The 24,456-nt window shown below is 70.6% G+C and carries 26 protein-coding genes; 9 read left to right on the forward strand and 17 right to left on the reverse strand.

Features of this window, described 5'->3' with window-relative positions; genetic code table 11:
• Nucleotides 1-83: 83 nt before the first annotated feature.
• Genes AC3A3J_RS12885 through AC3A3J_RS12895 form a run of 3 tightly spaced genes read left to right on the forward strand, consistent with a single transcriptional unit; the run spans nt 84 to nt 3,051 of the window.
• Nucleotides 84-1,352, forward strand: a complete 1,269-nt coding sequence (locus AC3A3J_RS12885; protein ID WP_487672649.1) for a magnesium transporter MgtE N-terminal domain-containing protein — start codon at nt 84-86, stop codon at nt 1,350-1,352.
• Nucleotides 1,352-1,933: a DUF1003 domain-containing protein gene (locus AC3A3J_RS12890; protein WP_487672650.1), complete on the forward strand. Its 582-nt coding sequence runs from the start codon at nt 1,352-1,354 to the stop codon at nt 1,931-1,933. Before AC3A3J_RS12885 ends, AC3A3J_RS12890 begins: the two co-directional genes overlap by 1 nt.
• A complete protein-coding gene (locus tag AC3A3J_RS12895) occupies nt 1,930-3,051 on the forward strand; it encodes an Mrp/NBP35 family ATP-binding protein (RefSeq protein ID WP_487672651.1) in 1,122 nt (373 codons plus the stop codon). The genes AC3A3J_RS12890 and AC3A3J_RS12895 overlap by 4 nt, the downstream gene beginning before the upstream one ends.
• A gap of 33 nt (nt 3,052-3,084) precedes the next feature.
• Here the strand turns inward: AC3A3J_RS12895 and AC3A3J_RS12900 are convergent, their stop codons facing one another.
• Complete coding sequence (locus AC3A3J_RS12900) at nt 3,085-3,453, reverse strand: twin-arginine translocase TatA/TatE family subunit (RefSeq protein WP_487672652.1); 369 nt, start codon at nt 3,451-3,453, stop codon at nt 3,085-3,087.
• Nucleotides 3,454-3,539: 86 nt separating this feature from the next.
• On the opposite strand from AC3A3J_RS12900, the gene AC3A3J_RS12905 reads away from it, so the two are divergent.
• Complete coding sequence (locus tag AC3A3J_RS12905; protein WP_487672653.1) at nt 3,540-4,178, forward strand: O-methyltransferase; 639 nt, start codon at nt 3,540-3,542, stop codon at nt 4,176-4,178.
• A gap of 86 nt (nt 4,179-4,264) precedes the next feature.
• On the opposite strand, the gene AC3A3J_RS12910 is transcribed toward AC3A3J_RS12905, so the two are convergent.
• The 3 genes from AC3A3J_RS12910 to dapE form a co-directional block, all read right to left on the reverse strand.
• Nucleotides 4,265-4,438: a DUF3117 domain-containing protein gene (locus tag AC3A3J_RS12910; RefSeq protein ID WP_017203323.1), complete on the reverse strand. Its 174-nt coding sequence runs from the start codon at nt 4,436-4,438 to the stop codon at nt 4,265-4,267.
• 94 nt (nt 4,439-4,532) lie between these two features.
• Nucleotides 4,533-5,750, reverse strand: coding sequence for a hypothetical protein (locus tag AC3A3J_RS12915; RefSeq protein ID WP_487672654.1), 1,218 nt, complete (start codon nt 5,748-5,750; stop codon nt 4,533-4,535).
• Nucleotides 5,732-6,805 (reverse strand): succinyl-diaminopimelate desuccinylase, encoded by a 1,074-nt coding sequence (gene dapE / locus AC3A3J_RS12920; RefSeq protein WP_487672655.1) that lies wholly within the window; start codon nt 6,803-6,805, stop codon nt 5,732-5,734. Before dapE ends, AC3A3J_RS12915 begins: the two co-directional genes overlap by 19 nt.
• Before the next feature lie 82 nt (nt 6,806-6,887).
• Here dapE and dapD point away from each other — a divergent pair, with 82 nt between their 5' ends.
• Nucleotides 6,888-7,829: a 2,3,4,5-tetrahydropyridine-2,6-dicarboxylate N-succinyltransferase gene (dapD, locus tag AC3A3J_RS12925; RefSeq protein ID WP_487672656.1), complete on the forward strand. Its 942-nt coding sequence runs from the start codon at nt 6,888-6,890 to the stop codon at nt 7,827-7,829.
• A 233-nt stretch (nt 7,830-8,062) separates the two neighbouring features.
• The gene (locus AC3A3J_RS12930) at nt 8,063-9,478 is read left to right on the forward strand and encodes a DEAD/DEAH box helicase (protein ID WP_487672657.1); all 1,416 of its coding nucleotides are present in this window, start codon (nt 8,063-8,065) and stop codon (nt 9,476-9,478) included.
• Between the two features lie 19 nt (nt 9,479-9,497).
• Here the strand turns inward: AC3A3J_RS12930 and AC3A3J_RS12935 are convergent, their stop codons facing one another.
• The 7 genes from AC3A3J_RS12935 to AC3A3J_RS12965 all read right to left on the reverse strand — a co-directional run bounded on the left by AC3A3J_RS12935 (nt 9,498) and on the right by AC3A3J_RS12965 (nt 14,508).
• Nucleotides 9,498-9,986 (reverse strand): SRPBCC family protein, encoded by a 489-nt coding sequence (locus AC3A3J_RS12935; RefSeq protein WP_487672658.1) that lies wholly within the window; start codon nt 9,984-9,986, stop codon nt 9,498-9,500.
• Between the two features lie 12 nt (nt 9,987-9,998).
• Nucleotides 9,999-11,294, reverse strand: coding sequence for a citrate synthase (locus tag AC3A3J_RS12940; protein ID WP_487672659.1), 1,296 nt, complete (start codon nt 11,292-11,294; stop codon nt 9,999-10,001).
• 220 nt (nt 11,295-11,514) lie between these two features.
• Nucleotides 11,515-12,621, reverse strand: a complete 1,107-nt coding sequence (gene dapC / locus AC3A3J_RS12945; protein ID WP_487672660.1) for a succinyldiaminopimelate transaminase — start codon at nt 12,619-12,621, stop codon at nt 11,515-11,517.
• On the reverse strand, nt 12,618-12,944 hold the full coding sequence (gene fdxA, locus AC3A3J_RS12950) for a ferredoxin (protein ID WP_487672661.1): 327 nt from the start codon (nt 12,942-12,944) through the stop codon (nt 12,618-12,620). The genes dapC and fdxA overlap by 4 nt, the downstream gene beginning before the upstream one ends.
• 10 nt (nt 12,945-12,954) lie before the next feature.
• On the reverse strand, nt 12,955-13,455 hold the full coding sequence (locus AC3A3J_RS12955) for a histidinol dehydrogenase (RefSeq protein WP_487672662.1): 501 nt from the start codon (nt 13,453-13,455) through the stop codon (nt 12,955-12,957).
• 34 nt (nt 13,456-13,489) lie between these two features.
• Nucleotides 13,490-13,804 carry an AzlD domain-containing protein gene (locus AC3A3J_RS12960; RefSeq protein ID WP_487672663.1) on the reverse strand — a complete coding sequence of 105 codons (315 nt, stop codon included), beginning with the start codon at nt 13,802-13,804 and terminating at the stop codon, nt 13,490-13,492.
• Complete coding sequence (locus AC3A3J_RS12965; protein WP_487672664.1) at nt 13,801-14,508, reverse strand: AzlC family ABC transporter permease; 708 nt, start codon at nt 14,506-14,508, stop codon at nt 13,801-13,803. The genes AC3A3J_RS12960 and AC3A3J_RS12965 overlap by 4 nt, the downstream gene beginning before the upstream one ends.
• Before the next feature lie 106 nt (nt 14,509-14,614).
• On the opposite strand from AC3A3J_RS12965, the gene AC3A3J_RS12970 reads away from it, so the two are divergent.
• Nucleotides 14,615-15,166 carry a helix-turn-helix domain-containing protein gene (locus tag AC3A3J_RS12970; RefSeq protein ID WP_487672665.1) on the forward strand — a complete coding sequence of 184 codons (552 nt, stop codon included), beginning with the start codon at nt 14,615-14,617 and terminating at the stop codon, nt 15,164-15,166.
• Between the two features lie 54 nt (nt 15,167-15,220).
• Here the strand turns inward: AC3A3J_RS12970 and AC3A3J_RS12975 are convergent, their stop codons facing one another.
• Nucleotides 15,221-16,117 carry an aggregation-promoting factor C-terminal-like domain-containing protein gene (locus AC3A3J_RS12975; protein ID WP_487672666.1) on the reverse strand — a complete coding sequence of 299 codons (897 nt, stop codon included), beginning with the start codon at nt 16,115-16,117 and terminating at the stop codon, nt 15,221-15,223.
• A gap of 215 nt (nt 16,118-16,332) precedes the next feature.
• Entirely contained in the window at nt 16,333-18,246 is a 1,914-nt protein-coding gene (gene typA, locus AC3A3J_RS12980) for a translational GTPase TypA (protein ID WP_487672667.1), read from the reverse strand.
• 147 nt (nt 18,247-18,393) lie between these two features.
• Here typA and AC3A3J_RS12985 point away from each other — a divergent pair, with 147 nt between their 5' ends.
• The gene (locus AC3A3J_RS12985) at nt 18,394-19,452 is read left to right on the forward strand and encodes a variant leucine-rich repeat-containing protein (protein ID WP_487672668.1); all 1,059 of its coding nucleotides are present in this window, start codon (nt 18,394-18,396) and stop codon (nt 19,450-19,452) included.
• Nucleotides 19,453-19,478: 26 nt separating this feature from the next.
• On the forward strand, nt 19,479-20,261 hold the full coding sequence (locus AC3A3J_RS12990; RefSeq protein WP_487672669.1) for a CPBP family intramembrane glutamic endopeptidase: 783 nt from the start codon (nt 19,479-19,481) through the stop codon (nt 20,259-20,261).
• 34 nt (nt 20,262-20,295) lie between these two features.
• On the opposite strand, the gene AC3A3J_RS12995 is transcribed toward AC3A3J_RS12990, so the two are convergent.
• The 4 genes from AC3A3J_RS12995 to AC3A3J_RS13010 are packed head-to-tail and all read right to left on the reverse strand — an operon-like array spanning nt 20,296 to nt 24,395.
• Nucleotides 20,296-20,859 (reverse strand): PH domain-containing protein, encoded by a 564-nt coding sequence (locus AC3A3J_RS12995; RefSeq protein WP_487672670.1) that lies wholly within the window; start codon nt 20,857-20,859, stop codon nt 20,296-20,298.
• Entirely contained in the window at nt 20,856-22,535 is a 1,680-nt protein-coding gene (locus AC3A3J_RS13000) for a dipeptide ABC transporter ATP-binding protein (protein WP_487672671.1), read from the reverse strand. Before AC3A3J_RS13000 ends, AC3A3J_RS12995 begins: the two co-directional genes overlap by 4 nt.
• Nucleotides 22,532-23,476, reverse strand: a complete 945-nt coding sequence (locus AC3A3J_RS13005) for an ABC transporter permease (RefSeq protein WP_487672672.1) — start codon at nt 23,474-23,476, stop codon at nt 22,532-22,534. Before AC3A3J_RS13005 ends, AC3A3J_RS13000 begins: the two co-directional genes overlap by 4 nt.
• Complete coding sequence (locus tag AC3A3J_RS13010) at nt 23,469-24,395, reverse strand: ABC transporter permease (RefSeq protein WP_487672673.1); 927 nt, start codon at nt 24,393-24,395, stop codon at nt 23,469-23,471. The genes AC3A3J_RS13005 and AC3A3J_RS13010 overlap by 8 nt, the downstream gene beginning before the upstream one ends.
• Between the last annotated feature and the right edge of the window lie 61 nt (nt 24,396-24,456).

A 24,456-nucleotide genomic window follows, 5' to 3' on the forward strand; every position in this document is an offset into this window, starting at 1 on the left:
GCCCCATTGTCCCATGCGCTCCCTGGCATCCGCTCTGGCGCGGGATCGGGCGCGCGCCCGCGCACCGCGACTACGCTGGTCGAGTGAGCACACAACGGGTATTCGCCGCGCGCCTGGCAGGGTGCGCCGTCTTCGACCCCGTGGGCGACCGGCTCGGCAAGGTCCGGGACGTCGTCGTCGTGTACCGAAGTACCGCGGCCCCCCGAGTGATCGGCCTCGTCGTCGAGATCCCCGGCCGACGGCACGTGTTCGTCTCGATCGGGCGGGTCACGTCGATCCGCTCCGGACAGGTCATCACCACGGGCCTCATCAACGTGCGCCGGTTCTCACCGCGCCCCGGCGAGGTGCGTGTGCTCGCCGAGCTGCTGGGGCGCCGCGTGAGCCTCGTCGACGGCAGCGGCACCGCCGTGATCGAAGACGTCGCGATCGAACCCAACCGCCTCGGCGAATGGGCCGTAAGCCAGTTGTTCCTGCGCCGCCCGAAGACCAGCGCCTCACCGTTCGCGAAGGGCTCGACGACCTTCGCGGCGTGGAACGAGGTCGCCGAGGAGCGGGCCCCGGGCGAATCGCAGTCGGCCGAGCAGCTCGTCGCGTCGTACTCGGAGCTGCACGCCGCCGACCTGGCCAACACGCTCCTCGACCTGCCTCAGCAGCGCATGATCGAGGTCGCCGAGGAGCTGTCGGACGATCGGCTCGCCGACGCCCTCGAAGAGATGCCCGAAGACGAGCAGGTGCACATCCTCGACCGTCTCGGCGACGAGCGTGCGGCCGACATCCTCGACCAGATGGAGCCCGACGACGCGGCCGACCTGCTCGCGCAGCTGCCGCCGAGCCGGCTCGAGCACCTGCTCGAGCTCATGGAGCCGGAGGAGGCCGATGACGTGCGCATGCTGCTGCGCTACGGGCCCGACACCGCCGGCGGCCTCATGACGCCCGAGCCGATCGTGCTCTCCGCCGATGCCACCGTCGCCGAGGCGCTCGCGCTCATCCGGCGGCACGAGCTGCACCCCGCTCTCGCCGCCGCGGTCTTCGTGACGCTGCCTCCGTTCGAGACGCCGACCGGACGACTGCTCGGGGTCGTGCACTTCCAGCGCATGCTGCGCTACCCGCCGCACGAGCGGCTGGGTGCGATCGTCGACGACAGCCTCGAGCCCGTGCCGGTGACGGCGTCCGCCGCCGAGGTGGCGCGTCTGCTCGCCAGCTACGACCTGGTCTCCCTGCCCGTCGTCGACGCGGCTCATCGCCTGGTCGGCGCCATCAGCGTCGACGACGTGCTCGACTATCTGCTGCCGGACGATTGGCGCACGCACGACATCGAGACCCCGCCCGGCACCTCTGCGGAGGTGCGCTGATGGCTCGTTCCCGCTCCCGCTCCCCTCAGCTCGACGCACCCCTGGGTCGCGGCACGACGCGGCAGAAGACGACGTCGCGCGACCGGTTCGGCCGCTTCACCGAATGGGTGGCCCGTGCGATGGGCACGCCCGCGTTCCTGGTGATCCTCAGCCTGTTCTGCCTGCTGTGGATCGGGTGGAACACCCTCATGCCCGACGCGCTCCGTTTCGACGACGCGGCCCTGGGCTTCACGGCGCTCACGCTCATGCTCTCGCTGCAGGCCTCGTACGCCGCCCCGCTCATCCTGCTCGCGCAGAACCGTCAGGACGACCGCGACCGCGTGCAGATCGAGCAGGACCGGCAGCGGGCGGAGCGCAACCTCGCGGACACCGAGTACCTCGCTCGCGAGATCGTGGCCCTGCGCATGGCGCTCGAAGAGCGCAATGCGCAGGTCGTGACGCGTGACGTGCTGCGGCAGGAGCTGAAGGCGCTGCTCGCCGATCTCGACGAGGCCGAGGGCGGCTCCGAGACGGCGCCGTCGGCGAACGCGCACCCGCAGACCGGTCCGATCCGCACCCGAACCCCGCGACCGCGCCGATGACGACCGCCGACGACGTCCGTCGGGCCGTCGCGGCGGTGTCGGACCCCGAGCTGCGCCGGCCGATCGGCGACCTCGACATGGTGCGCGACATCTCCGTCGACGGCGCCTGGGCCCGGGTGGGGATCGTGCTCACGATCGTCGGCTGCCCCGCGGCCGATCGTATCGAGGCGGATGTCCGCGCCGCAGCCACGTCTGTCGCCGGGATCGACGAGGTGACCGTCGACGTCGGCGTGATGACCCCGGACGAGCGACGCGCGCTCACCGACAAGCTGCGCGACGGACGAGCCCCCCGGCAGATGCCCTTCGGACCCGACTCCCTCACGCGGGTGATCCTCGTCTCCAGCGGCAAGGGCGGGGTCGGCAAATCCACGGTCACGGCGAACCTCGCGGTGGCGTTGGCCGAGCGCGGATTGGCCGTGGGATTGGTCGACGCCGACGTGCACGGGTTCTCGATCCCCGGGTTGCTCGGCATCCCGGCGGGCACGCAACCGACGCGGATCGACGACCTGATGCTGCCGCCGGTGGCCTACGGCGTGAAGACCATCTCGATCGGGATGTTCCTGCGCGAGGGCGAGGGCGTCGTCGCCTGGCGCGGTCCGATGCTGCACCGCACGGTCTCGCAGTTCCTCACCGACGTGCACTTCGGCGACCTCGACGTGCTCCTCATCGACATGCCGCCGGGAACGGGCGACATCGCTATCTCGATCGGGCAGCTCCTCCCCCACGCCGACGTGCTGGTGGTGACGACCCCCCAGGTCGCGGCCTCCGACGTCGCGATCCGCAGCGGGCTCGTCGCGCGGCAGACCGGGCAGCGCGTGGTCGGCGTGGTCGAGAACATGGGGCCGCTGACCTTGCCGGACGGCTCGGTGCTCGAGCTCTTCGGCGCCGGCGGGGGCGCCGCGGTCGCGGATGCTCTGAGCGCCGAGGGGTCGACCGTGCCGCTGCTCGCGTCGATCCCGCTCAGTCCGGCCCTCCGCGAGGGCGGCGATGCCGGGGTGCCCGTGGTGCTGCAGCGTCCGGACGACGCTGCAGCGATCGAGATCCGCGGGCTGGCCGCCGCTCTGTCGCGACGGCCCGAGAGCCTGGCCGGGCGTCGTCTGCCCTTCTCCCCGCGCTGACCCCCGACGCATCGGCGTCGAACCGGCGAGACCTCAGGTGGCTTCGGCGTCGAACGGCGGCAGTCGCGAGGCGTCGAACGGCGTCATCGGATGCCGAGGCGGGGGCTCGGCGATAACCGCGGGCGCGGCGGTCGCGGCGGGTGCCGGTTCCTCGAACAGCGCGTCGCGGATGATGCGGCGCGGGTCGTACTGACGCGGATCGAGCTTGCGCCAGTCGACCTCATCGATCTCGGGACCCATCTCGTCGCGCATTCGGCTGCGGGTGTCGCGCAGGAACTCGCCACCACGGCGTACCACCCGCGCGAACCCCTCGGCCATGCGCGGCAGGCGTTCGGGACCGACGATGAGCACGGCGACGAGACCGATCAGCAACAGCTTCTCGATGGTCAGCCCGAACTCCATCTCCCCAGGCTACCGCCGCGCCTGCACTCGGCTCGTCCATCGAGCGAATACCCTGGGAGAAGTCACAGCGCAGGGAAAGGCCCCCCATGAGCGAGCACGACGCGAACGCGCGTTTCCTCCGCGAGTCCATCGTCGAACCCGACGCGATCGCGCGTGCCCGCGCGCACGCTCTCGAGCTCGGTGCGGCGCCGATCAGCGCGGCCGTCGGCTCGCAGGTCGCCGTGCTGGCCGCCGCGACGTCGGCCCGCTCGATCGTCGAGATCGGCACGGGTGCCGGCGTCTCCGGGCTCTGGCTGCTGCGCGGGGCTCCGCAGGCCGTCCTCACGACGATCGACAACGAGCCGGAGCACCTCGCCGCCGCGCGCCAGTCCTTCGCCGACGCCCGCATCCCAGCGACCCGGGCGCGCTTCATCACCGGTCGCGCCGCCGATGTCCTCCCCCGCATGAACGAGGCGTCCTACGACATCGTGTTCGTGGACGCCGACCCCGACAATGTCATCGACTACGTCGAGCACGGCCTGCGCCTCGTCCGTGAGGGCGGAATGGTGCTCGTGCCGCGCGTCCTCGCGGGCGGTCGCGTGGCCGACCCGGTGCAGCGCGACGAGGTCACCGCCTCGTACCGCTCCCTCATCCAGGCGACCCAGGAGTCGTCCGCGGTCCTCGCGACCGTCTCCGCGACGGGCGAGGGCCTGCTGCAGCTCATCGGGATCCCCGAGCGCGGCTGACCGCGCCGGCATCGCCAGACGCGAGAAGAGGGCGGTGGATCGGATGATCCACCGCCCTCTTCTCGCGTACTCGGTGCGGACGTACCTCAGGCCGGCGCCACGACGGCTGCCAGCACGTCGTGAAGCTCCTTCGCCTCGGCGTCGTTCACGGAGACGACCAGGCGGCCTCCTCCTTCGAGCGGAACACGCACGATGATGAGTCGTCCCTCTTTCACGGCCTCCATGGGGCCGTCCCCGGTCCTCGGCTTCATCGCTGCCATCGCGGCTTCCTTTCCTCGGTGGTATGCAGAGAGTTTATCGGGTACGACCGCCACCTGAGCGTCACCTGTGAAGAAAAGCATCCGCTGTTCACCGTCAGGGGACCTGCCAGAACGTGTTACCGAGGGCGTAGACGTGGAAGATCCAGACCCACTGCCCGAGCAGACAGAGCGCGACGACCCCGATCCGCCACCCCCGGGACCGCGGCACCGCTGCGGCCCCCCAGAGCGGACTCAGCGGCAAGAGGAGGCGGAAGGTGCTCGACTGCGGGAAGAACACCGCCAGGAGGTAGAGCAGGTAACTGGCGCTCCACAGGCGCAGGTCGGCCCCCAGCGCCCGCACCTGCGAGACGACCAGCAGCGCGAGCGCCACCCCCGCGACCAGCAGAGCCAGCGCGACGGGACCGGCCCAGGCGGGCAGGCCCCACAGCGTAAACCACAGGTGCGCGGCCTGGATCCATCCCTCGAAGGGCACGAACCCTTCGACACCGCCCGGCACCCACTGACTCCGCCACGCCAGTTCGGTCTGCAGGTAGGCGCCCATATCGCCGGTCACGAGTCCGGCTATGACCTGCCATGCGAAGCCGGTGATCGTCGCGAGGGCCCCCGCGGCGACGATGTGCGCGACCTCGGCGCGCCTCAGCGGATCGCGCCGCCGCCGCACCCAGCGCACGATGCCGTGCAACCCCAGGAACAGGGCGAACGCGAGGATGCCCGGCCGCGTGAACGCCATGACGGGAATCAGAACGTAGAGCCAGGCGTACGCGCGGCGCTGGACCGCGTCCAGCGCGAGGAAGAGGAGCAGGAGGAAGAGCGACTCCGCATACCCGACCTGGAACATGGCCGCGACCGGGCCCACGGCGAAGAAGACCACCGCCCACAATGCCGCGGAGGCACCGATCCGGTCCCGCAGCAGACGGTGCAGGGCCAGGCACGCCAGGTAGCCCGACACGAACGAGACGAGGAACGCGCCGATGCCCCACGACCCGAAGATCAGACCCACGGCCTGTGCGAGATAGGCGAACACCGGCATGAAGGCCCAGGCGTTCTCCGCGACCGTTCCCGCGGCGGTCACCGGGAGCGTCGTCGGATACCCCTCCACGGCGACCAGCCAGTACCACTGCGCATCCCACCCCAGCACGAAGTCGGCGAGGCCGGGGTCGGGACCGAAGCGCGACAGCGATGTCGAGAGATCGGCCGCGAGCACCAGGAAGGTCGTCGTCACGACCCGGGCGACGAGGTAGACGACGGCGATGCGGAGCGCCAGGGGCAGCTGCGCCCAGCGTCGCGCCGCGGTCAGTGTCGCGTGAGCCATGCGCGCAGACCGCGCTCGACCGCGTCGATCTGGGCGAGCGGCACCCGCTCCTCGTCGTGATGCGCCAGATGCGGGTCGCCCGGCCCGTAGTTGACGGCGGGGATGCCGAGCGCCGAAAAGCGCGCCACGTCGGTCCACCCGTACTTGGGCCGTGGCTCGGCTCCCACCGCGGTGACGAAGTCGTGCGCGATCGGTGCGTCGAGCCCGGGTCGGGCTCCCTCCGCAGCGTCCGTGATCTCGACCTCGAAACCGGCCAGCACGCTGCGCAGGTGCGCCTCCGCCTTCGCGGCCGACTTGTCGGGCGCGAAGCGGTAGTTGACCTCGACCTCGCAGAGGTCGGGGATGACGTTGCCCGCCACGCCACCGGTGATGCGCACCGCGCTCAGGCTCTCTCGGTACAGCAGACCGTCCACCGGGATCTCCCGCGCCCGGTACTCCGCGAGACGCGCGAGGATCGGGGCGGCGGCGTGGATGGCGTTCTCGCCGATCCAGGCGCGAGCGCTGTGCGCGCGCACGCCGCGTGTGCGTACGATCGCCCGCATCGTGCCGTTGCATCCCCCCTCGACCTCGCCGTTCGAGGGCTCCCCCAGGATCGCGAAGTCCGCGGCGAACAGATCGGGGCGGTCGGCCGCCAGAAGACCGAGCCCATTCTTCGCCGCGTCGACCTCCTCGTTGTCGTACCACATCCAGGTGATGTCGACGGCGGGATCGGCGAGCTCGGCGGCGAGCTTCAGCTGCACGGCCGTGCCCCCCTTCATGTCGACGGTCCCGCGCCCCCACAGGTACGGCTCGCCGTCGATCTCGACCAGGCGCGTGGGCAGGTTGTCGTTGAGGGGCACGGTGTCGATGTGCCCCGCGATCGCGACCCGCTGCGATCGTCCCAGCGCGGTGCGTGCGACGACCGTGTTGCCGTGCCGGATGACCTCGAGGTGGTCGAGCGGCGCCAGCGCCTCCTCGATCAGGTCGGCGAGGGCCTTCTCGTCGCCCGAGACGCTGGGGACGTCGCAGATCGCGCGGGTGAGGTCGACGGAGGATGCGGTCAGATCGAGCGGCATCCCCCCAGCCTACGACGTGCCCGTCGGCGCTCGCGGGGGGACGCGGACCGAGCGCGCAGCCCCGAGCCGGTACCGTGGAGGCATGACTGACGCGCGCACCGTGTGGGGTATCGGACTGACGACCATCGCCGACGACGGCACCGTGCTCGACGCGTGGTACCCCGAAGTGGGCGCCGGGTCCCTTCCCGCCGACGGAGACGCGGGCCTCGGCGCCGAGGCGTCCGCCGACGATCGCCGTGGCGTGCGCACCGAACTCGTGCGGCTGCAGATCGACCTCGACGCCGCGCCGGCGTCCACCGCCGACGCGTACCTGCGCCTGCATGCCCTCTCGCATCTGCTCGTGCGCCCGAACGACCTGAACCTCGACGGCATCTTTCCTCACCTGCCCAACGTGGCCTGGACGAACACCGGTCCGATGCTGCCCGCCGAGGCCGCACGCCGTCGGCCGCAGCTGCAGCGCGCGGGCATCCAGGTGCAGGGACTCGACAAGTTCCCGCGCCTCACCGACTACGTGCAGCCGGCCGGCGTGCGCATCGCCGACGCCTCGCGGGTGCGCCTGGGCGCCCATCTCGCGCCGGGCACCACCGTGATGCACGAGGGCTTCGTCAACTTCAACGCCGGCACCCTCGGGGCCTCCATGGTCGAGGGGCGCATCTCGCAGGGCGTCGTCGTCGGCGACGGGAGCGACATCGGCGGGGGCGCGTCCATCATGGGAACCCTCTCGGGCGGGGGCTCGCACCGCGTGTCGATCGGCGCACGCACGCTTCTCGGCGCGAACGCGGGCATCGGCATCTCCCTCGGCCACGACTGCGTGGTCGAGGCCGGCCTGTACGTCACCGCCGGCACGAAGGTCGTGCTCGTGGATGCGCCCGTCACGGCGGACGGCACCCGCCCCACCGTGAAGGGCGCCGAGCTCTCGGGACGGAGCGGTCTGCTCTTCCGCCGCAACTCCCTCTCGGGTGCCGTCGAAGCGGTGCAGCGCGCGGGCGTGGGCGTGACGCTCAACGAGACGCTGCACGCCTGAGCGCGGCGTCGGGCCCGGTTCCCGGCAGCGCTGGTAGACTGAGGCGTCGCCCGGGCCGTGTCCCGGCGGCGTCGTCGTCGTCACGGGGTCATTGAGGACCAGAACGAGTCACCCGGCTCCCACCACCAGCGATCGCTGGCCTTTCGAACGGCGGACCGAGCGCTCCTCTCTGCGCGCCGGCGCCCACCTCAACCCACTATCGTGCGTGATCCCACGCACTGACGGAGTCACGCATGCCCACTTTCCTCGATCTCGGCGTTCCCGCCGAACTCGCCGCCGTCCTCGCCGAATCCGGCAAGACCGAGGCGTTCGCGATCCAGCGCGACACGCTTCCCGACTCGCTCGCCGGTCGCGACCTGCTCGGCCGCGGCCGCACCGGTAGCGGCAAGACCATCGCCTTCGCGCTCCCGCTCGTCGCCCGCCTCGCCGCCTCCGGCGCCCCTCGTCGCGCCGGCCTTCCGCGCGGACTGGTGCTCGCACCGACCCGCGAACTCGCGACGCAGATCGCCGCGACCATCGCACCGCTGGCCGAGGCCGTCGGCCTGCGCGTCACCACGGTCTTCGGCGGCGTGAGCCAGCGCCCGCAGGAGAAGGCTCTGGGCGGCGGCGTCGACATCGTCGTCGCGTGCCCCGGACGCCTCGAAGACCTCATGAAGCAGCAGATCGTGCGTCTGAGCCAGGTCGAGGTGTCGGTGCTCGACGAGGCCGACCACATGGCCGACCTCGGGTTCCTCCCCGGCGTCACGCGCATCCTCTCGGCGACCCCCGCGGGCGGCCAACGCCTGCTGTTCAGCGCCACGCTCGACCGCGGTATCGACACGCTCGCTCGCCGCTTCCTCGTGCACCCCGTCAGCCACGAGGTCGACGAGGCCAGCGTGCCGGTCGGCGAGATGACGCACCGCGTGCTCGTGGTCGACTCGACCGAGAACAAGACCGAGCTCGTGCGCGACCTCGCCTCTGGCACCGGCCGGCGCATCCTGTTCACGCGCACCAAGCACCAGGCGAAGAAGCTCGCGAAGCAGCTCACCGCTGCCGGCATCCCGGCCGTCGACCTGCACGGCAACCTGTCGCAGAACGCGCGTGAGCGCAATCTCGGCGCCTTCTCCTCCGACCCCGCCGACGGCGGCGTGCGCGTGCTCGTTGCGACCGATGTCGCCGCACGCGGCGTGCACGTCGACAACGTCGACCTCGTCGTCCACGTCGACCCGCCTGTCGAGCACAAGGCGTACCTGCACCGTTCGGGCCGCACCGCGCGCGCCGGTGCCGCCGGCACCGTCGTCACGGTCGTGCTCCCCGAGCAGCGCCGCGACGTGAAGGACCTGCTGCGCAAGGCCGCGATCGTGGCCCCGCTCGAAGAGGTCACCGCCGCCGCGGTCACCGAGCTCGTACCGGAGCGCGCGCCGCACGTGCGTCCCGCTCCGCCGCAGCCCGCGCAGCGCCAGGCGCCTAAGCAGCGACCCGCCGGTGGCGAGCGCAGCGGAGCGGCGACGCCCCCCGCTCGCCGTCGCCGTCGCCCGCGCCCCGCAGGCCAGGGCCAGACGTCGTCCGGTGCCGCGCCGGCCCGCCAGGGCGGTCAGCCGCGGAACGGCGGCCAGGGCGGTCGTCCGGGCGCGAACCGCCAGGGCGGACGCGGCTCGCAGGCACGCTGACCCGCGCGAGCGGATCGATTCACGACCCCGAGGGACTCCGCACCGCGCGGAGCACCTCGGGGTCGCTGCATCCGGCGACGAAACCGTCGAGCCGCCGTCTGATCTCGTGCCCCAGCACGCGCACACCGATCCACTCGGCGACCGGCGCGAGCCACGCGGGACAGCAGGCGAAGTTGTACTTCCACGTCGCGATCGTGCCCGCGCCGTCGTCAGCGGGAGCGAACCGCCATCCCCCGCCCATCTTCGCGAAGAACCACGGGCCGTCCTCCATGACCATGCCCACGTTCGTCGGCGGCGCGTACGAGACGTACCTGCTCGTCATCGACAGGCCGAACCGCTGCCGGGTGTGCGTTCGCACGCCCTTGCCGGCCGCGACGGCCCCGTCGAGGAAGTGCTGCTCGCTGATGAACCGGTCCCACCGCCGGCGCACCGACCCGGTCGTCTGCGAGACCGCGAACGCGGTCGCTGGGTCGACGGGAACGTACGCCTCCGAGCTGACGACGGGCACGGTCCCGCCCGGTCAGCGCGTCGGGTAGGAGCGCTCAGGCGACCCGGTGTAAAGCTGCTGCGGGCGACCGATCTTGGTCTGCGGGTCGTTCTGCAGCTCGCGCCACTGCGCCAGCCACCCGGGGAGGCGGCCGATCGCGAAGAGCACGGTGAACATGCGCGTCGGGAAGCCCATGGCCTTGTAGATCACGCCGGTGTAGAAGTCGACGTTCGGGTACAGGCGGCGCTCGCGGAAGTAGTCGTCGGCGAGGGCGATCTCCTCGAGCTCCTTCGCGAGGTCGAGGAGCGGGTCGGTGACGCCGAGCGAGGCGAGCACCTCGTCTGCCGCCTCCTTGACGAGCTTGGCGCGCGGGTCGTAGTTCTTGTAGACCCGGTGGCCGAAGCCCATGAGCTTGACGCCCTCCTCCTTGTTCTTCACGCGCTCGACGAAGCGGGCGACGCTCTGACCGGAGTCGCGGATCTGTCCGAGCATGGTGAGCACGGCCTCGTTCGCACCGCCGTGCAGCGGCCCGGAGAGCGCCTGAATGCCGGCGGAGATCGACGCGAACTGGTTCGCGCCGGTCGAGCCGACCAGACGCACGGTCGACGTCGACGCGTTCTGCTCGTGGTCCTCGTGCAGGATCAGCAGCAGTTCGAGCGCCTTGGCCATGACCGGGTTGATCTCGTACGGCTCGGAGTTGACCCCGAAGTTGAGCTTGAGGAAGTTCTCTACGAAGCCGAGTGAGTTGTCGGGGTACAGGAATGCCTGACCGATGCTCTTCTTGTGCGCGTAGGCCGCGATCACCGGGAGCTTGGCGAGCATGCGGATCGTGTTGATCTCGACGTGCTCGGGATTGTGCGGGTCGGTCTGGCCCTCGTAGTAGGTCGAGAGCGCGGCGACGGCCGACGACAGCACCGACATCGGATGCGCGGTGTGCGGCAGCGCCGAGAAGAAGTGCTTGAGGTCTTCGTGGAGCAGGGTGTGCCGGCGAATCTTCTCGTCGAACTCGGCCAGCTCGGTCTCGCTGGGAAGCTCGCCGTAGATGAGCAGCCACGCCACCTCGAGGTAGCTCGTGCGTCCGGCCAGCTGCTCGATCGGGTAGCCGCGGTAGCGCAGGATGCCCTGGTCGCCGTCGATGAACGTGATCTCCGACTTGGTCGACGCGGTGTTCACGAAGCCGTAGTCCAGGCCGGTGTAGCCGGTCTGCCGCGTCAGCGTCGAGAAGTCGATGCTGTTGTGACCCGCAGTGCCCTGCAGGAGCGGGAATTCGGCGGTCGTGTCACCGATCGTCAGCTTCGCCGTGGCCTGCTGGTCTGCCGCTGCACTCACGCGGACCTCCTTGGGTTTCTGCCCGTAGTCTGTCTCGTCTCGCACCGCGGGCCGGTCATCCTTGGAATCGGTGCTGCGCGGAGCGGGCGATCGCACGGCGCACAGCGCCAGGCCGGATCACGACCGAATCGCCTCTACAGCCTAGTAGGACGATCCGCCTACTGTCGCATCCGCCAAACGGATGCCTCCCCCGAGGAGGAAACCTACAGCGGGCGTGCCGTCATACTGCACGAAGTCGTCGCGCAGCCTCGGCGATGCGCTCCGTGGGCGCGGTCAGCGCGAGCCGCACGTGCTGATGCGCGGCCGCGCCGTAGAACGGGCCGGGGCCGGCGAGGATGCCGAGGTCGGCGAGCCGCCCCATCGACTCCCATGCGTCGCGCCCCTCCGTCGCCCACAGATAGAGCCCGGCCTCGGAGCCGTCGATGCGGAATCCGGCCGCTTCGAGCGCGGGGCGCAGGAGGTCGCGCCGCTCGCGGTAGAGCTCCTTCTGCGCGGCGACATGGTCGTCGTCACCCAGCGCCACGGCCATGGCGTGCTGCACGGGCGCGGGCGGCATGAGGCCGAGGTGCTTGCGCGCGGTCAGGAGGTCTCCGACGATGCGGGCGCAGCCTGCGACGAAGGCGGCCCGGTACCCGGCGAGGTTGGACTGCTTGCTGAGCGAGTACACGCTGAGCAGGTTGGCCCGGCTGCCGCCCGTGACACGCGGGTCGAGGATCGACGGGATCGTCTCGGTCGCCCACACCCCGTCCCAGCCCAGCTCGGCGTAGCACTCGTCGCTGGCGAGCACGGCGCCGAGTTCTCGCGCGCGGGTGACGGCGGCCGCGAGCTCGTCGACCGTCCATGTGCGTCCGTCCGGGTTGCCCGGAGAGTTGATCCAGACGAGCTTCGTGCCCTCCGGCCACTGGGCCGGGTCGTCGACAGGCAGCGGTGTGGCGCCCACTACGCGCGCTCCCACGTCGTACGTGGGGTAGGCGATCTCGGGGTGCACGACGATGTCGCCCTCCCCCAGGCCGAGGAGCGTGGGCAGGAGCGCGACGAACTCCTTCGACCCGATGGTCGGAAGCACGTTCGCCACGGTCAGGTCGTCGACGCCCCGACGCCGCGCGTACCAGTCGACGATCGCCTCGCGCAGTGCGGGCGTCCCGACGGTCTGCGGATAGGCGTGCGCGTCGGTCGCCTCGGCCAGGGCACGGCGGATGATCTCGGGGGTGGGATCGACGGGTGAGCCGACGGAGAGGTCCGCGAGTCCGCCGGGGTGCTGCGCCGCGCGCTCGCGATAGGGAACGACCGCGTCCCAGGGGTAGTCGGCGAGGTCTCGGACGCTCACGCGTTCTCGCCCTGGGGCGGGAGGGCGGCGACGATCGGATGGTCGTGCGCGATCACCCCCACCTTCGCCGCACCACCGGGAGAACCGATCTCGTCGAAGAACTCCACGTTCGCCTTGTAATAGTCCTGCCACTCGTCGGGCAGATCGTCCTCGTAGTAGATCGCCTCGACCGGGCACACCGGCTCACACGCCCCACAGTCCACGCACTCATCCGGGTGGATGTACAACGACCGCTCCCCCTCGTAGATGCAGTCGACGGGACACTCGTCGATGCACGCACGATCCTTCACATCGACACAGGGCAGAGCGATCACATAGGTCACGCCCTCCAGTCTACGTCGGCTGCCCGCCGCTCTCCTGCGTGCGCCCGGGGGGCGGCGTCGGCCGCGGGACGCCGGGCACGTCGGTGATGAGCGTCGCGGGCGGAGCATCCGCCACGGCGGGCACGGTGGCGGCGGGCGGGCGCGGGGCGACGGCCGGGCGGCGGAACGATGGCCAGGCGACCACGAGCAGCACGATCCCGGCGATCAGGTAGGTCCAGATCTGTCCAGCCGGGGTGTTCGGCACCACGACGGAACCGCCGGGTCCGACGCCCGAGATCACCAGGAGGGTGCCCACCATTCCCAGGCCGGCGGCGACGGCCGCACCACGATCGTGGGTGAGCGATCGCACAGCGATGAGGATGGCGGCGCAGGCCACCGCGCCGACGATGATGCCGACGGGAACGGGGCCCCAGGTCAGGCTGTGGCCGATCGTGCCGGCGACGCCGTAGACCCCGCCGATCAGGGCCGATGCGACCCACGACACGATCCTCGACACCCAGCTCATCCGCACCCCTCGATCCTACGCGGGGTGCACCGTCATCCCGTCACACCGCGATTCCCCAGAGGCGCAGCACGGCGGCGGTCAGGGCGGCCGCGAACACCACGACGAGGAACGACTGCCGCATCCAGAGCAGCCCCGCCGCGACCAGCAGAGCGGGCACGCGGGCATCGACGGCGATGGCCTGGCCCGCGCCGAGGGTCTGCACGGCGACGAGCGCGGCGAGCAGAGCCACGGTCAGCAGGTCGGAGATGCGCGCGGGGCGGGGTGCTTCGAGCACGCTCGGCGGCACGAGGTACCCCGCGGCCTTGAGCGAGAGGCAGATGAGAGCCGCGAGCAGGATCGCACTCCACACGCTCATGAGCCCTCCCCCACTGCCGATTCGAGCCGGCCTCGTCCGGAGAACCAGTCGAACCACCCGACGACGATCGCGACGACGGCCGCCACCAGCACCGGTAGCCCGGGCATCAGCACCGGGGTCAGCGCCGCCGCGACGACGGCCGCCGCGATGCCGACCGCGACGGCCTGACGTTCGCGCAGTCGCGGCCAGAGCAGCGCCAGGAAGGCGGCCGCGGCGGCGGCATCCAGTCCCCAATCCCGCGGGTCTCCCAGCACGTCGCCGAGAAGCGCCCCGATGAGGGTCGTGATGTTCCACCCCACGAAGATCCCGACGCCGGTGAGCCAGAAGCCGACCCGGCGCAGGCGCGGATCGTCCTGGGCGATCGCGACGGCGGTCGACTCGTCGATCGTGAACGGGGCGGCCAGCGCGCGCGTGGCCACGCCGCCGCCGATCACGCGCGACATGCGCATGCCGTAGGCGACGTTCCGCACGCCGAGCAGTGCGGCGGATGCGATCGCCGAGGGCAGCGCCGCGAGGCCTCCGGCCCCGAAGACCCCGACGAACGCGAACTGCGAGCCGCCCGTGAACATGAGCAGGCTGAGTGCGCACGTCTGCCAGACGTCCAGTCCGGACGCGACAGCCAGCGCTCCGAAGGAGATGCCGTAGGCGCTGGTGGCAAGCACCACCGCGAGCGCCTCCCGCCGGACGGCTTTCTCGGGATTCATCCGCAGGCCCGTCCGCGGGCCGTTCGGTCGAGTGAACGCATGCCCATCATTCTGAACGGTCCCGAGACGTCTAGTCAAGCGAACGCTCGTTTGGCAGGATGAACGCATGGACGATCTCCGCACGCGTATCGCCCGCACTCTGCGCCGGGAGCGCGAGGGCGCGGGCCTGTCGCTTTCCGAGCTCGCGCGGCGCTCCGGCGTCTCGAAGGCGACGGTGTCGCAGCTCGAGAACGGCGCAGGCAACCCCAGCGTCGAAACGCTCTGGGCGCTGGGAGTCGCGCTCGATGTGCCGTTCGCGGTGTTCGTCGACCCGCCCGCATCGGCGTCGCCCACTCTCATCCGCGCCCGCGATCTCGCGGGAGTGCCCTCAGCCGCGGCGGCGTACACCGCGACGCTGCTCGCAGCGAGCCCCCCGGGTGCGCGGCGCGACCTCTACCTCATCCACGCCGAACCCGGCGAGGCCCGGCGCTCCGACCCGCATCACCCCGGCACGGTGGAGCACGTCGTCCTCATGACGGGCCGGGCCTCGGTCGGGCCGGCATCCGAACCGGTCCGGCTCTCCCCCGGCGACTATCTGACCTACGCGGGCGATGCCCCGCACGTGTTCGAGGCGCAGGAGCCCGGCACGAGCGCGCTGCTCATCTCGGAGCTGCGCTGACGACACGCAGAAGCCGCCCGCACGAGACCTGCGAGCGGCTTCTCGGTGGAGGACTCAGTACCAATTCGTGGCCTGCGAGTGCCCCCACGCGCTGCACGGCGTGCCGTACACGGAGTCGATGTACCCCAGGCCCCACGCGACCTGGGTGGAGGCGTTGGTCTGCCAGTCGCTGCCCGCCGCGGCCATCTTGCTTCCAGGCAGGGCCTGCGGGATCCCGGTGGCACCGCTCGGGTTGTAGGCCTTGTAGTTCCAACCGGACTCCTTGTTCCAGAGCGACACGAGGCACGAGAACTGGTCCTCGCCCCAGCCGTATCGGCTGGCCGCCATCTCGCGCGCCGTCGCCTTCGCACCCTCGGGGGTGTTCGCGGCGGCGAGCGCGGCCGCGGCCTCGGCCTGGCGCTGCTCTTCCGCGGCCTGGGCCGCAGCGGCATCCGCGGCGGCCTTGGCCTGCTGCGCGGCCGTGAAGGCGGTCTGCAGCTCGGCCGTCTCGGCCACGACCTCCGTCGTACGCTGCTGCGCCGTCACGGTGAGCAGCGACAGCTCCAGCGGAGGCGTCGAGGCGCGGTCGGCCAGTTCCTCGATGTCGTCGTGGAGCTCGGCGGTGTCGACCGCCGGCGCCGATGCGCCGAGGTCGAGGCCGGAGGCGGCGACCTCGGCGGACAGGGCGTCGGCCCCGGCGGCCGCCTCCTGCGCAGCCGTCGTGGCCTGGGTGATCTCGTCGGGGATCTTCAGCAGGGCCGCGGTGCTCGCCTTGCCCTGCGTGTCGCCGACGTCCGAGGGACCGGAGGCGAGGGCGGGAGCGGTGACGGCGCCGACCGTGACGGATGCGCCGAGCAGGAGGCCCGCGATCGTCCCCACGATGAGGAGGGGGCGCTTGGCGCGGACGGCGGAGTGGGCGGAGGCGGCCTCGTGGGCGCGCCGGGACGCACGGGAATCAGGGGTGTTCAGCAAGGATCGACTTTCGGGTCGTCGATGCGCCCGGACCTGCGTGCAGGGCGACTCATCGGGAGCCGACTCGACGGGCGCAAGTCAACGAGTCTGGGCCATCAGTCTGGACGAGCCCTCCGCGACACCTGACCGGAGCATATGCCCCACCTGGGTATCCCATGAGAAAGGGGCTCCGTCGCGCTGATCGCGCGGCGGAGCCCCTTTTCGGAGACGGATGCTCAGGCGTTGGCGTCCTGACGCTTCAGCCGCGAGGTCTCGCGTGCGCGGATCGTCTGGTCGAGGATGACCTTGCGGATGCGGACCGTCTCGGGCGTGACCTCGACGCATTCGTCATCGCGGGCGAACTCGAGGCTCTCCTCCAGAGTGAGCACACGCGGCGGCGTCATCGACTCGAAGCTGTCGGAGCTCGCCGCACGCATGTTGGTGAGCTTCTTCTCCTTCGTGATGTTGACGTCCATGTCGTCGGCGCGCGAGTTCTCGCCGATGACCATGCCCTCGTAGACCTCGGCCGTCGGCTGCACGAAGAACGACATGCGCTCCTGCAGGGCGATCATCGCGAACGGCGTCACGACACCCTGACGGTCGGCGACGATCGAACCGTTCTGACGCGTCACGATCTGACCGGCCCACGGCTCGTAGCCGTGAGCGATGGCGTTGGCGATGCCCGTACCGCGCGTGGTGGTGAGGAACTCGCTGCGGAAGCCGATGAGGCCGCGCGACGGCACGACGAACTCCATGCGCACCCAGCCGGTGCCGTGGTTCGTCATGTTCTCCATGCGGCCCTTGCGGTTCGCCAGCAGCTGAGTGATGGCGCCGAGGTGCTCCTCCGGCGTGTCGATCGTGAGGTGCTCGAACGGCTCGTAGGTCTTGCCGTCGATCTTCTTCGTGACCACCTGCGGCTTGCCGACGGTGAGCTCGAAGCCCTCACGGCGCATGTTCTCGACGAGGATGGCGAGGGCGAGCTCACCACGGCCCTGCACCTCCCAGGCATCCGGGCGCCCGATGTCGACGACCTTGAGCGAGACGTTGCCGATGAGCTCCTTGTCGAGCCGGTCCTTGACCATGCGCGCCGTGAGCTTGTGGCCCTTCACCTTGCCCATGAGGGGCGAGGTGTTGGTGCCGATCGTCATCGAGATGGCGGGGTCGTCGACCGTGATCGCGGGGAGCGGGCGCACGTCCTCCGGGTCGGCGATGGTCTCGCCGATCGTGATGTCCTCGAAGCCCGCGATCGCGACGATGTCGCCGGGGCCGGCGGACTCGGCCGGGTAGCGCTCGAGGGCGCGGGTCTTGAGCAGCTCGGTGATGCGGGCGTTGCTCGTGGTGCCGTCGGCGCGCACCCAGGCGACCGTCTGCCCCTTCTTCAGCGTGCCGTTGAAGACGCGCAGCAGCGCCAGGCGGCCGAGGAACGGGCTCGAGTCGAGGTTCGTGACCCAGGCCTGCAGCGGTGCCTCGTCGTCGTACGAGGGCGCGGGCACGTGCTCGAGGATGGCCTCGAAGAGGGGCTCGAGGTCGTCGTTGTCGGGCAGCGAGCCGTCGGCGGGGCGAGTGCTCGATGCCGCGCCGGCGCGGCCGGACGCGTAGACGACCGGGACGTCGAGCAGGGCGTCGACGTCGAGGTCGGGCACGTCGTCGACGAGGTCGGACGCGAGACCCAGCAGCAGGTCGTGGGCCTCCTCCTCGACCTCGGCGATGCGCGCGTCGGGACGGTCGGTCTTGTTGACCAGCAGGATGACGGGCAGCTTGGCCTCGAGCGCCTTGCGCAGCACGAAGCGGGTCTGCGGCAGCGGGCCCTCGCTCGCGTCGACGAGGAGCACGACGCCGTCGACCATCGACAGACCGCGCTCGACCTCGCCGCCGAAGTCGGCGTGGCCGGGGGTGTCGATCACGTTGATCGTGATCTCCTTGCCGTCGGCGTGCTTGCCCTTGTAGGTGATCGCCGTGTTCTTGGCGAGGATCGTGATGCCCTTCTCACGCTCGAGGTCGTTCGAGTCCATCGCGCGTTCCTCGACGTGCGAGTGCTCGCCGAAAGAGCCCGTCTGGCGGAGCATCGCGTCGACGAGAGTGGTCTTGCCGTGGTCGACGTGGGCGACGATTGCGACGTTGCGGAGGTCAGAGCGGAGGGCGTGCGCCATGCAGAAGTCCTAAGAAGAGGAAGGGGATGCGCCGGGAAACCGACTCTCCAGAGTAACGCACTCGCACGAATGGTTCCTGAAGGCCGAGTCGAGGCATCCCTGAGCGCCCTCGGCGGGACGGTTCGGGCGGTGCGATACCGTCGGCGCATGGGGGATCAGCCGTACGACATCGACCTCGCCGCCGCGCAGCATCCGCTGACGCCACCGGCCCGGCTCGCCGAGATCACCGCCCGACGCGGTGACCTCCACCCGCTCATCCTGCGCCATCCCGCCTGCTATCCGCAGCTGCGCGACTGGATCCTCCAGGTCAACCCCGCAGCGCGGGCGGCCACGGCCGCGGCACCGGCACGACGCGGTCGCGGCGGCCTCTGCGCCCTGATCGGCTGCGGCGGGATCGCCCTGCTCGGCCTGGCGCTGGTCGCCGTGCTCGTCGTCGCGGGTCTGGCCTCGTCACCGTCCGCTCCGAGCCAGCCCATCGCGGGAGGGACGAGCACGCGCGAGGAGTCCGCGGCGGCGTTCGAGCAGGAACGCACCGCATTCTGGCAGCTCTACGCGCAGATCGAGGAGAACCCGGTCGCTCCACTGGTCGCCGACGTCGTCGCGTTCCGCCGTTGGGAGGACGCCGTCGCGAGCCCGGGCATCACCGATGCGTCGCTCGCGAACTACGCGGCTCAGGCGCTGACCGCCCGGCAAGGACTCGAGCAGCGGATCGCGGATGCCCAGACGCGACGCGTCAACGCCTCGGGGTCGGTCACCGAGTCCCTCGTCGACGACGCCGGCCAGGGGTTCATCGACATCTTCTGGGACGCGGCGACCGCGTGCGCGACCTCCCGTCGGGCCGACGAGGGCCGCACGACGATCGGATGCGTGTCCGAAGACCCCCTCGCCGTGCATCTCGCCCCCGAGAGTCAGCTCGGCGGCGACACGGGAATGCGTCAGGTCGTGCTGCACGAGCTCTCCCACCTCTACGTGCGAGCCGACAGCGACGCGAAGGGCAGTCAGCCGTCGGCATCCCGCCTGCTGCTCGACCAGGGGTACTTCCAGGGCGACAGCGAGGTGTTCGCCGATTGCTACGCGTTGACCTATCTCGATCTGTGGACGCTGACCTTCGAGGGCCGCGACACGGGATACGGCTACATCTGCACGGCCGAGGAGCGCCAGCTCATGCGCACGTGGGCGGCCGAGGTGCACGCGCCGCTGCCGTGACCGCGGCCGAGTAGCATCGGTGTGTCATGAGCCTCCCCTCGCCCCCCGGCCCCTCGCGCACCCGCATCGGCTGGGAGATCGCGATCGTCCTCGCCCTCGGCCTCGGACAGTCGGCGATCTACGCGATCGTGCAGCTCGCATACCGGCTCACCGACACCACTCCCCTGGCCGACCAGACCGCGACACTGAACCCCTCGCGCAGCGACCGCGAGCTGTTCGATCTCATCTACCAGGTGCTCTCGATCGGATTCTCGATCGTGCCGGTGCTGCTCGTGTGCTTCCTGCTGTGGCAGCATCGTCGACCGCACCTCGGAGCGCTCGGACTCGACGGCACGCGAGTGGCGGCCGATGTCGGTCGTGGAGCGCTGCTCGTGCTCGCCATCGGCGTCCCCGGTCTCGCCCTCTACATCGCGGGCCGCGCGGCCGGCCTCTTCGTCGCGGTGAACCCCGCGGGCCTCGACACGCACTGGTGGAGCATCCCGATCCTGCTGCTCGCCGCCGCGCGAGCCTCACTGCAGGAGGAGTTCGTCGTGCTGGGGTACCTCTTCGCCAGGTTGAAGCAGCTCGGCTGGTCGCCGTGGACGATCATCGTCTCGACCGCGGTGCTGCGCGCGACGTACCACCTGTACCAGGGCCCCGGTGCGTTCATCGGAAACCTGACGATGGGCCTGCTGTTCGGCTGGCTGTTCCAGCGCAGCGGACGCCTGCTGCCGTTCCTGGTCGCCCACTTCCTCATCGACGCGACGGTCTTCGTCGGCTACCCGTGGGCGGCCGCGACCTTCCCCGACCTCTTCGGCCTCCCGGGCTGACGGGGCGTCGGCCCGTCTCGGCCGACGGCGCGGTTCAGGCCGCGCCCGCCACCAGGACGGCGCCGACGGCCCAGAGCACGAGCGCGGCGAGCACCACGAGGGCGCGGACGTCCCATTCGCGGCGGATGGGAGCATCCGCCCCCGTCGCCGCCTGCCAGCGGTCACGGATCTCGGTCAGCTCCCCCACACCGGCGGGGACCCTCGAGGCCCCATCGTCGCCGGCGCGAGCCCGGGTCGGGCGCGACCGGGCCGGTCCGCCGTACGCGCCGACCTTCGAGTCATCGTCCAGCTCGAATTCGAGCTGCCAACGGAAGTCGATGTCGCGTACCCGGTTCCATCCGAACGACGTGCGCCGCAGCATGTTCTGCACCAGCGCCCCGTCGTCGTCGATGCGGACCATCGACACGAAGCTCAGCTCGTAGGCGACCCACAGCCCGAGAAGCACCCACGGCGCGACGAGGAGCATCTGCACCCAGCTCCCCCGCACGACGGTGTCGCCGAGCAGGAACAGCGCGAGGGCCGACAGGAGGACGAGCACGACGGGGCCCGAGGACGCGCGGTAGGTGCGCGCGCCCTCGGAGCCCTGCGAGGAGGTCACGATCCGTGGCCGCCGAGCGTGATCGAAGCACCGGGGATGGCCTGCAGCAGGCGCTCGGTGTACTCCTGCTGGGGGCGGGCGAAGATCTCGTCGACCGTGCCCTGCTCGACGATGCGGCCCTTCTCCATGACGCAGACCAGGTCGCTCGACACCCGCACGACCGCGAGGTCGTGCGTGATGAAGAGGTAGGTCAGTCCGAGCTCGGACTGCAGCTCGGCGAGGAGCTGGAGCACCTGATCCTGGACCAGCACGTCGAGCGCCGAGACGGCCTCGTCGAGCACGAGGATGTCGGGCTTGAGCGCCAGCGCACGCGCGATCGCGACGCGCTGACGCTGACCGCCGGACAGCTCGTTCGGGTAGCGGGTCGCGAGCACGCGCGGCAGCGCCACCTGGTCGAGCAGCTCCTCGACGCGCGCACGGTGCGAGGCGCGGTCGCCGACGCCGTGGATCTGCAGCGGCTCGGCGATCGTGTTGCCGATGTTGCGCAGCGGGTCGAGCGACCCGTACGGGTCCTGGAAGACGGGCTGCATGCGTCGGCGCAGTCCGAACGCCTGCGCGTTCGAGAGCTTCGACACGTCCTGCCCGTCGATCTCGATGGTGCCGGCGGTCGGCTCCTCGAGCTTGAGGACCATCTTCGCCACGGTCGACTTGCCGGAGCCGGACTCGCCGACGAGCGCCAGGGTCTTGCCCTTGGGGATCTCGAACGACACGTCGTCGACGGCGCGGAACGCCTCGCTCCGGAATCCGCCCTGGCGGATCTTGTAGTCCTTGGTCAGACCGGCCACGCGCACCGTCGGCGGAATCGCGGCGAGATCCTCGAGCGTCTCGATGCCGCGGTCCTCGACCACGGCCTGGATACGCTGCGAGGCGACGCTCGGTGCCGCCGCGACGAGTCGCTTGGTGTACGGATGCTGCGGGTTCTCGAGGATCTGCCGACTGGGTCCGGCCTCGACGATGTTGCCGCCGTTCATCACGATGATCTTGTCGGCGCGCTCGGCCGCGAGGCCGAGGTCGTGCGTGATGAGGAGCACCGAGGTGCCCTTGTCGCGCGTGAGCGACGCCATGTGATCGAGGATGACGCGCTGCACCGTGACGTCGAGAGCCGAGGTCGGCTCGTCGGCGATCAGCAGCTTCGGGTCGGCCGCGAGGCCGATGCCGATGAGCGCGCGCTGGCGCATACCCCCCGAGAACTGATGCGGGAACTGGTGCAGACGCCGTTCGGCGTCGGCGAGCCCCGCCTGCTGCAGCACCTCGATCGCGCGGGCCTTCACGGCCTGTCGCCCCTGGGCGATGCCGTTGGCGCGGATGGCCTCCTTCACCTGGAAGCCGATGCTCCACACCGGGTTGAGGTTCGACATCGGGTCCTGCGGGACGAATCCGATGTCGCGTCCGCGCACACCCTCCATGGCGCTGCGGCCGAGCGTCGTCAGCTCGCGTCCCTCGAGGGTGATGGATCCGGCCGTGACCTCGCCCGTGCCGGGCAGCAGGTCGACGATGGCCGTGGCCGTGGTCGACTTGCCCGACCCCGACTCGCCGACGATCGCGACGGTCTCGCCGGGGAACACGTCGAAGCTGACGCCGTGCAGCACCTCCCGCGGACCGTCCTGGGTGCGGAAGGCGACCGTGAGGTCGCGGATGCTGAGCAGAGGCGCCTGTTCGGTGATGCGGTCGCTCATCGGCGTGCCCTCGCCTTCGGGTCGAGGGCGTCTCGGATGAGCTCGCCCAGGGTCACGAACGCCAGCACCGCGAGGGTCAGAGCGATCGACGGATAGATGAGCGCCATCGGGGCGACACGCAGCGAGGCCTGGGCCTTGCTGATGTCGTTGCCCCACGACATGACGTCGCTGCCCAGACCGACACCGAGGAACGACAGGGTCGCCTCGGCGACGATCGCGGCGGCGAGGCCCAGCGTCGAGACGACGAGGAGCGGCGCGATGGCGTTCGGGATGACGTGGTTGAGCAGCGTCTTGAACTTCGACTGTCCGAGCGCGCGCGAGGCCATGACGAAGTCGGCCTGCCGTACCCGCAGGATCTCGGCGCGCACCACACGTGCGGTCGAGGCCCAGGCGAATCCGCCGATCGCGAGCGCGAGCGTCCACACCGAGCGCGAGTCGCGGAAGACCGTCATGACGACGACCGCGGCGAGGATGTAGGGGATCGCGAAGAAGATGTCGCCGATGCGCGACAGCAGCCCGTCGAGCCATCCGCCGTAGAAGCCCGCGAGCGCACCCATGAGCAGCCCCAGGAAGGCCGAGATCAGGGTGGCGATGAGGCCCACCGACAGCGAGGTCTGGGCGCCCCACACGATGCGGGCGTAGATGTCGCAGCCCTGGAAGGTGAAGCCGAGCGGATGCCCGTCGGCCGGACCGCCGTTGCTGTTGGCGAGCTGGCAGTCGGAGTTCGGCGGCGTCGCCGTGAACAGCGTCGGGAAGAGCGCCATCACCAGGAAGACGACGGCGAGGACGACGGAGAACCAGAACAGCGGGCGTCGGCGCAGGTCGCGCCAGGCGTCGCGCCACAGGTTGCTGGGCTTGTCGGAGATGCGGACCGCGTCGACCGCGATCGACTCGGTCTCGACCGGGGCGACGTAATGCTTCTGGGTCGTGGGGTCAGACATAGCGGATCCTCGGATCGAGCAGACCGTAGAGCAGGTCGATGAGCAGGTTGACCAGGACGTACAGGATGACGAAGACCGTCACGAAGGAGACGACCGTCGGACCCTCCCCGCGCTGGATCGCCTGGAACAGGGTGTTGCCGACGCCGGGCACGTTGAAGATGCCCTCGGTCACGGTCGCACCCACGAGCAGCACGCCGAAGTTGGTGGCCGAGTTGGTGATCACCGGGATGAGCGAGTTGCGCAGCACGTGCACGGGGATGACGCGGTGACGCGGCAGGCCCTTGCTGTACGCGGTGCGCACCCAGTCCTGGTTCATGGTGTCGATCACCGAACTGCGCATCAGCCGCATGCTGACGGCGTAGAGGCTGAAGCCGAGCACGATGGCGGGCAGCCACAGGCCGCCCCAGTCGTTGTCGGCGCCCACGGTGGGCTTGAACCACCCGAGCTGGATCGCCAGGAAGTACTGGGCGAGGAACGCCACGACGAAGATCGGGATGGCGATCGCGACGAGCGCGACGACCAGCGAGACGTTGTCGAAGAGCTTGCCCTTGCGCAGCGCCGAGATCGTGCCGATGATGATCGCGAGCGTGAACTCGATGCCGATGGCCATCAGCGCCAGGCGGCCGGTGACCGGGAGCGTCGCTCCGAGGACGGCCGAGACCGGGCGGCCGGAGAACGTGTCGCCGAGGTCGCCCTGGAACACGCCGGCGATGTAGTAGCCGTACTGGACGATGAACGGATCGTTCAGGTGGTACTGCTCGCGGAGCTGTTCGAGGACGGCCGGGTTCGGCGTCTTGTCGCCGAACAGGGCGAGGATCGGGTCGCCGGGCATGGCGAACACGAGGAAGTAGATGAGCAGGGTCGCGCCGAAGAACACGGGGATCACCTGCAGGAGACGTCTCAGGATGTAACCGAGCATCCGCTGTCCCTTCTTGGACCGGGAAGTAGAGCGTGCAGAACACAGCCCGTGAGGCGGTGAC

This window comes from Microbacterium sp. Soil_N32 (genome assembly GCF_057655505.1).